The following is a 6,451-nucleotide window of genomic DNA, read 5'->3' as shown; positions in this document are numbered from 1 at the left end:
AGAAGTGAAGCCACCGAACATTCTAGCCGCTAGAACTGGATAATATATGTATGAAAAAAGCGCCCTGCTGTGCAGGGCGCTTTTTTGTTTTGCGGATTTGTCTTGGCTTGGGAGAGGATACCCGGGTGGGTGTTCAGCTAAATATATCAACGATTTTTCAAATATATCGATCATAAACGGGAATATATCAACGATTATTTCAATATATCAACGTTTCGACAAGGAATATCGATTTGTCGACAAGATAAGACAAAAGAAAATTCTCACATACCCCAAACATTTTATAAGAACAGAGAACGACTAGGTTTAAGACAAAGAGACTGACAAATCCACTTGAACAATCAACCACTGAATTTTATATTAAACTTTTTGACAAATCCACCCCTCCTTCCACTATCTGGAATTCTTTCCTGCATTAGCAAAAGTTTCTCATATAAAAAAGGGCAATCTTTTGCTTTTTCTCACAATGCGAGTACAATGTAAAATAGCAAGAAAAGACGAAAAGTATTTACAGGATTATTGTGTGCGCATAGCGTAAATGGCAGTAAGGAACTGAGAGGAGGTTTTTTCTCTGAATATAAATAAGGAAACAATCATCCACCTTTATCATACAAACGATATACATAGTCATTTTGAAAATTGGCCGCAAATTTCTCGGTTTGTACAGGGAGAGAAAAAGCGAAGACAGGAAGCGGGAGAGACCGTTTTGACGGTTGATATCGGCGATCATGTGGATCGTTTTCATAGTATTTCGGAAGCGACGAATGGACTTGGCAATACGAAGCTTTTAAATGAGGCGTTATATGATTATGTAACGATCGGAAATAATGAAGGAATTACGTTAGCGAAGGAGCATTTGAATCGTCTATATGATGAGGCTGGATTTGAAGTGCTTGTCGCGAATTTATTTGAAAAAGAAGGTGTACGTCCGGAGTGGGCAAAGCCTTATAAATTACATACAACGACAGATGGGATTACGATTGCCTTTATCGGGTTAACGGTAGCTTATCCAGAGTTCTATCATATGCTCGATTGGCATATTGAAGATCCGCTTATCCATTTAGAGTCTATTTTAGAAGAAGTGCGAGATGAGGCTCATATTACAGTTGTCCTTTCTCACCTTGGAAAAAGCATGGATGAGTATATGGCAGAGCATTATGATATAGATGTGATTTTAGGTGCGCATACGCATCATTTATTTGAGTGTGGTGTTCTTATGAATAATACGTTACTTTGTTGTTGTGAAAAGTGGGGGCGTTACGTTGGTCACGTACAGCTTACTGTGGATATAGAGACGAAGAAACTACTGAAAAAAGACGGTAGAGCAATTAAGACGGAACGGTTAGGGGCTTATAGCGAGCCGTTATCCACAATTGAAATACTGCAGGAAGAAAGTAAGCATATAATGGCAGAGCCTGTCGTTCATTTAAAAGAGTCATTACCGGTTGATTGGTTTCATGAGGCGCCGTTTTCTCATATGTTAGCAAGTGCGCTGAAAACATGGTGCAGTGCAGAAATTGGAATGGTGAATGCTGGTGTACTTCTTGAAGGATTAGAAGAGGGTGTTGTAACGCGCGGAGATATTCACAGAATTTGTCCACATCCAATTAATCCGTGTGCTTTGAAAGTTCCAGGAAAGATATTAAGAGAAGTTATTTTGAAAGCACGTAAACCGAATATGGAGAATCTTGAGGTGAAAGGATTCGGATTTCGGGGGAAAGTGATGGGGAAAATGATTTACGCTGGTGTAGAAGTAATTCCAGATACGATTCCTGGGAATAAAATTTTATTAGAAGATGTATTGATTAACGGCGAATCGCTGGAGTTAGACCGTATATATACAGTAGGAACAATTGATATGTTTACGTTTGGATACTTATACCCAGAGCTATCCACACTTTCTAGCAAACAATATTATATGCCAGAACTACTTAGAGATGTGTTAACAGATATGTTAATAACTTATACATCTTCCGTTAAACTATAGGCTAGTTAACTTGTAACACTCATTTTTCTCTTGTCATACAGATAAGAAAGAGAGGAGTGTGAACTATGGTTAATGTGGAGCCAATTATAATTGATAATTATACGTTTATTGCAGTTAGCGTCAAACTTCCAAAGACGAATTTGCTAGCTGTAATGAGCGATAAAGGATATATTATGTGTGGTGCATTAGATGTAGGTCTTTTAAATAAGAAGTTAGGTGATCGAGGAATTATTGCTGGCCGTGCGGTTGGTGTAAGAACGATTGAACAACTTCTTGAAGCGCCACTAGAATCGGTAACGACTGGAGCTGAAGCATTAGGCATTCCAGCAGGAACGATTGGAAAAGAAGCATTATTAAAAATGAGATAAGCATATATCGTCCCTCCTTCTTGCATAGAAATGATATAAGAAGGAGGTTTTTTTATGAGTATATTTCGCTCGAAAAACTCGCGGTTTCGAAAGGGACCTATTGCCTTTCGGTATATACTGCTTATGTCGTTTATTCTTTTTGTTATATTACTTACGCAAGGGCTGTGGATTGTGAATAATAGTATTCAGCCGACCTTAATTAAATATGGAGAAGTAGAGACAAAGAAAATGGCGACGGCAATTATGACGAAGGCGGTAAAGGATCGAATTAATGAAGGATTCGATGTCGATTCGTTAATGAAAGTACAAAATGATAAAAACGGGAAAGTATCCACAATTAATTTAAATACAAAGCAAGTAAATGAAATCGTAACGTCAACGACTACGTACATAGAAAAATATTTGCAGCAAGTAGAACAAGGGAAGTTGAAGGAGCTAGGTATTTCTGAAAAAAACGGGGCGACTATGGCAGTTCCTTTTGGGCGTGTAACTGATAATGCGCTTCTTGGTAATATAGGACCAGATATTCCGATTCATTTCACGCCAATTGGGCATGTGAATACAGATATTAAACAAAAAATTGAGCCGCACGGGATCAACACTACAGCGATTCAAATTGTTATGGAAATGGAAGTAACGTTGCAAGTAATCATTCCATTTCATACAGAAGAGATAACGGTGAAACAAAATGTTCCGATTGCGACGCGTATCGTTCAAGGGGAAGTGCCTACGTATTATGGAAGCGGAAGTGTTGCTGTACCTGATAAAAAGAAAACAGATAGTTAATTGCATATAAAGTGAAACTTGAATCAATCGGGCTTTTACTGGATAAAAAATAACCGTAGCAATGCGCTACGGTTATCGTTTTGTATTTGCTCGTTCTTTGCGTTCCCAAAGGCTTAAATGCATATATGGATCGAAGGCCCATTCTGTATAGCCATTGTCTTTATATATGCCAAAATGTAAGTGGGGTGGGAATTTTCCGGCTGTACCAGGGGGGCCATAGCCAGTGCTACCAACAAACCCGATTACTTTTCCGGGCTCAACAATTTGTCCAAGCTGTATTTCTTTTGAGAACCCGCCTAAATGAGCGTAATAATGGTAATTGTTATGAAGGTCGCGAATACCAATGCGCCATCCACCAAGGCGGTTCCAACCTTTCGTTTCAATAATGCCATAGCAAGTCGATCTTACTGGCACGCCATATCCGGCAAAAATATCGGTTCCTTCATGAACTCGTCTGCCCCCAAAACTTCTTCCAGCACCGAAAGTACTACGGTAGCTATGGTCACTACGAATCGGAAGAGGAAAAGCATTTCCTTCTAAATTAATACGTCCATAATGTTTATAAATTTGGGCGTACTCGCTAATTAAATCAACTGTTTTTGCACGTCTATAATATTCCCAAAGCATAATTTTAATACGGTCTTCTGACGTTCCTTGTTTCCTTAAAATAGTCGCTGCGGTATGCAGAAGATCACGGTCGCTATTTGCATTTGCAAATCCATCTTTGTCACCATCTAAACCTATTCCGCCAAATAGAGAAATTGTATGGGGGAGAGTGTCGTTACTATTAACAGGTCCAGCCCATATTTCTGGTTTGAAATAAAGGGAAATGATGGCATCTGGTTTTTTTGGAATATCTTTTCTTACGCTCCGTATATTTCTTTCATATTGATCCATTGCAGCTAAGTAATACCATGGAATGCCTGAAGACTGCTCGGTTTCTTTATATAGTGCCATGCGCTTTTCGTATATGCTTTGCTGATTATCTTCACCGTAGGCGATGTTTTGGTGGAGAAGAAAACAAATAGAAAGCAAAAGAGAAATTTTTCGAAGCATGAAATAGACTCCTTTCACAACATCACTCTTTTTAGTGTGGGATATACGGAGTATTTCATTATAGGGAACGATTGGAAAAAATCTTAGAATCTTCATTTGAGCAAATCGCTTTCATACGTTAGAATAGATATGTTACATTGAAAGAAGCGAACACGGTAAACTATTTCATATTGTGCGGAGTTGATAACCATGACAAAACAAACAGAATATAAGCGCAAGCCCGAATGGTTGAAAATTAAGTTAAACACGAATGAAAACTATACAGGCTTAAAGAAAATGATGCGTTCTAAGAATCTTCATACCGTTTGTGAAGAGGCAAAATGTCCGAATATTCATGAATGCTGGGCTGTAAGAAAAACAGCAACATTTATGATTTTAGGTGCGGTTTGTACACGCGCTTGTCGTTTTTGTGCGGTTAAAACAGGCTTACCAACTGAGCTTGATTTACAAGAACCAGAACGCGTAGCAGATTCAGTAGTACAAATGGGCTTAAAGCACGTTGTTATAACAGCGGTTGCACGTGATGATTTAAAGGACGGCGGAGCAGCTGTTTTTGCTGAAACAGTACGAGCAGTACGTCGTAAAAACCCATTCACGTCTATCGAAGTATTACCATCTGATATGGCTGGGGTAGAAGAAAACTTAAAAATGTTAATGGATGCAAAACCAGATATTTTAAACCATAACATTGAAACAGTACGTCGATTATCTAACCGAGTTCGCGCTAGAGCAAAATATGACCGTTCATTAGAGTTTTTACGTCGAGCAAAAGAAATGCAGCCTGATATTCCAACTAAATCGAGCATTATGGTCGGCTTAGGTGAAACAAGAGAAGATTTAATTGAAGCAATGGATGACTTACGTGCAAACAATGTGGATATTTTAACTCTTGGACAATATCTACAACCATCTAAGAAGCATTTACCAGTTATTAAATATTATCCACCAGCAGAATTTGCAGAGCTTAAAGAAATTGCACTTAGCAAAGGATTTAGCCACTGTGAAGCTGGCCCACTTGTGCGTTCTTCTTACCATGCGGACGAGCAAGTACGTTCTGCAAAAGAAAAAACAGCAGAAGCTAAATAATGAAAAAAGAGAGCTAACGATTAGCTCTCTTTTTGTTTGTACTCTAAAACGGTATTTGGACATGTTAATAAAATCTTTTTTAATTCTTCTGTGGATAATTCAATTGTAAATTCAGGAACACCAGGTGTAATTAAAATTTTATCGTACGCATAAACGGAACTGTCCACAATAATTGTTACATCTTGTGAATAACCAAAAGGAGCTACACATCCTGGAGTACAGCCAGTTTCCATTCTTAGTTCATCAGGAGAACAGAGCGATAAGCGTTCTCCAGTTATTTCTTTCATCTCTCCTCGGTTAAGCCGAGTTCCTTCTAACGTAAAAAACACGTAAAAATTTCCAGATGTTGATTTTAAAAATAAGCTTTTACTTGGAGTACCTTGTAAGCCAAGTCTTTCACGTACAATCCGATCTGTCTCATAATCGAGTACCGGTTCGTGTTCGAACTTTTCATAAGAAACATTTGTTTTATGTAGTAGAGCAAGTACGTCTTCGTACATATGAAATAATACCCCTTTCTATTGTTAGAACAGTCTCTTCTCGTGGCGTCAACTGAATGTTTTTGAAAGGGATATTACTTGGACGATGCTTTCCATAAGCGTGTTATGATACATTGTTCGTCGATTGTAATTTCGTAAATATCAGGATTCGTTAAAGCTCTCCATTCATTAAAGCCAATCGTATGATCAAAATGCTTTAAAATGAGTGTAAGTAAATTGCCGTGTGTAACAAGTAGTGTTGTCGTATGGTTTAATTGTAAAACGTCTTGAATAAGCGATATGGCACGGTCTGTTGCTTGTTTTGTTGACTCTCCGCCTGAAAAGGCAATATCTATGTTCGTAAAAGTGGATTCTAGTTTTTGCATCCAATCATCCATTGGAAAGTTGCTCAATATGCGTTCAGTTAATCGTTCATCTTCTTGGATAGATAAGCTAGCTTGGAGCGCATAGGGCCGAATGGAATCGATAGCTCGGACAAATGGGCTTGAAATAATATGATCGATTTGTAGATGATTTTCTAAGAGGAATGTAGCAAGGTTATTTGCTTGATCTTTCCCATCGGTCGTTAATTCAGCATCACGTTTTTGCCCAGTTGCTGAACAATGTCGTATTACAATAATTTTCTTCATAATTCATCCCCATCTTTCAAGTTGACGCTATATACTTCG

At 38.3% G+C, this 6,451-nt stretch carries 7 protein-coding genes; 4 read left to right on the top strand and 3 right to left on the bottom strand.

Going from position 1 to position 6,451, the window contains the following annotated elements; translation table 11 throughout:
• Window positions 1-571 precede the first annotated feature (571 nt).
• The 3 genes from CN409_RS19275 (at window position 572) to yunB (ending at window position 3,141) form a co-directional block, all read left to right on the top strand.
• Complete coding sequence (locus tag CN409_RS19275; protein ID WP_153599208.1) at window positions 572-1,987, top strand: bifunctional metallophosphatase/5'-nucleotidase; 1,416 nt, start codon at window positions 572-574, stop codon at window positions 1,985-1,987.
• Between the two features lie 65 nt (window positions 1,988-2,052).
• On the top strand, window positions 2,053-2,355 hold the full coding sequence (locus CN409_RS19270) for a YunC family protein (protein WP_016099108.1): 303 nt from the start codon (window positions 2,053-2,055) through the stop codon (window positions 2,353-2,355).
• A 54-nt stretch (window positions 2,356-2,409) separates the two neighbouring features.
• Complete coding sequence (gene yunB / locus CN409_RS19265) at window positions 2,410-3,141, top strand: sporulation protein YunB (RefSeq protein WP_000021794.1); 732 nt, start codon at window positions 2,410-2,412, stop codon at window positions 3,139-3,141.
• Between the two features lie 72 nt (window positions 3,142-3,213).
• Here yunB and CN409_RS19260 read toward each other — a convergent pair whose 3' ends face one another.
• On the bottom strand, window positions 3,214-4,197 hold the full coding sequence (locus tag CN409_RS19260; protein WP_000944682.1) for a M23 family metallopeptidase: 984 nt from the start codon (window positions 4,195-4,197) through the stop codon (window positions 3,214-3,216).
• 189 nt (window positions 4,198-4,386) lie between these two features.
• Here CN409_RS19260 and lipA point away from each other — a divergent pair, with 189 nt between their 5' ends.
• Complete coding sequence (gene lipA / locus CN409_RS19255) at window positions 4,387-5,283, top strand: lipoyl synthase (protein ID WP_000166367.1); 897 nt, start codon at window positions 4,387-4,389, stop codon at window positions 5,281-5,283.
• Between the two features lie 20 nt (window positions 5,284-5,303).
• On the opposite strand, the gene CN409_RS19250 is transcribed toward lipA, so the two are convergent.
• The gene (locus CN409_RS19250; protein WP_000272752.1) at window positions 5,304-5,783 is read right to left on the bottom strand and encodes a YbaK/EbsC family protein; all 480 of its coding nucleotides are present in this window, start codon (window positions 5,781-5,783) and stop codon (window positions 5,304-5,306) included.
• Window positions 5,784-5,857: 74 nt separating this feature from the next.
• Complete coding sequence (locus tag CN409_RS19245) at window positions 5,858-6,412, bottom strand: histidine phosphatase family protein (protein WP_016078135.1); 555 nt, start codon at window positions 6,410-6,412, stop codon at window positions 5,858-5,860.
• Between the last annotated feature and the right edge of the window lie 39 nt (window positions 6,413-6,451).

Origin of the sequence: Bacillus sp. AFS012607 (assembly GCF_002558005.1) — a bacterium.
Taxonomy (GTDB): domain Bacteria; phylum Bacillota; class Bacilli; order Bacillales; family Bacillaceae_G; genus Bacillus_A; species Bacillus_A thuringiensis_S.
This window is presented reverse-complemented; position numbering and strand designations above follow the sequence as displayed.

What these genes read in the sequence shown, in the direction of transcription:
- lipA (WP_000166367.1), top strand. Translation starts at nt 4,387, where the DNA reads ATGACAAAACAAACAGAATATAAGCGCAAGCCCGAATGGTTGAAAATT.
- CN409_RS19250 (WP_000272752.1), bottom strand. Translation starts at nt 5,783, where the DNA reads ATGTACGAAGACGTACTTGCTCTACTACATAAAACAAATGTTTCTTAT.
- CN409_RS19260 (WP_000944682.1), bottom strand. Translation starts at nt 4,197, where the DNA reads ATGCTTCGAAAAATTTCTCTTTTGCTTTCTATTTGTTTTCTTCTCCAC.
- yunB (WP_000021794.1), top strand. Translation starts at nt 2,410, where the DNA reads ATGAGTATATTTCGCTCGAAAAACTCGCGGTTTCGAAAGGGACCTATT.
- CN409_RS19270 (WP_016099108.1), top strand. Translation starts at nt 2,053, where the DNA reads ATGGTTAATGTGGAGCCAATTATAATTGATAATTATACGTTTATTGCA.
- CN409_RS19245 (WP_016078135.1), bottom strand. Translation starts at nt 6,412, where the DNA reads ATGAAGAAAATTATTGTAATACGACATTGTTCAGCAACTGGGCAAAAA.